Origin of the sequence: Psychrobacter sp. 4Bb (assembly GCF_002836735.1) — a bacterium.
GTDB lineage: Bacteria > Pseudomonadota > Gammaproteobacteria > Pseudomonadales > Moraxellaceae > Psychrobacter.
Map to the genome: position 1 here is coordinate 1 of NZ_PJAS01000025.1, position 583 is coordinate 583.

The 583-nt window shown below is 46.7% G+C and carries 1 protein-coding gene; it reads left to right on the forward strand.

What is annotated here, in order from left to right:
* A partial coding sequence (locus tag CXF60_RS00615; RefSeq protein WP_267284413.1) for an EF-Tu C-terminal domain-related protein occupies positions 1–583 on the forward strand: 583 nt, incomplete at both ends.

Sequence of the window (583 nt, forward strand, 5' to 3'; positions counted from 1 at the left end):
AAGAAAAATACGGCCAACCAGCTGTTGTAGAACTACTAAACGTACTAGACACCTACATCCCAGAGCCAGAGCGTGACATCGACAAAGCATTCCTAATGCCAATCGAAGACGTATTCTCAATCTCAGGTCGTGGTACCGTAGTAACAGGCCGTGTTGAATCTGGTATCGTTAAAGTTGGCGACGAGATTGAAATCGTTGGTATCCGTGACACTCAAAAAACCACCTGTACTGGTGTAGAGATGTTCCGTAAACTGCTTGACGAAGGTCGTGCAGGCGAAAACTGTGGCGTACTACTACGTGGTACTAAGCGTGAAGACGTACAACGTGGCCAAGTACTAGCTAAGCCAGGTTCAATCACTCCTCACACCAAGTTTGACGCTGAAGTATATGTATTGTCAAAAGAAGAGGGTGGTCGTCACACACCATTCCTAAACGGCTATCGTCCACAGTTCTACTTCCGTACTACTGACGTAACTGGCGCAATCCAATTACAAGACGGTACTGAAATGGTAATGCCTGGTGATAACGTTGAGATGGGCGTAGAGCTTATCCACCCAATCGCTATGGACAAAGGTCTTCGCTT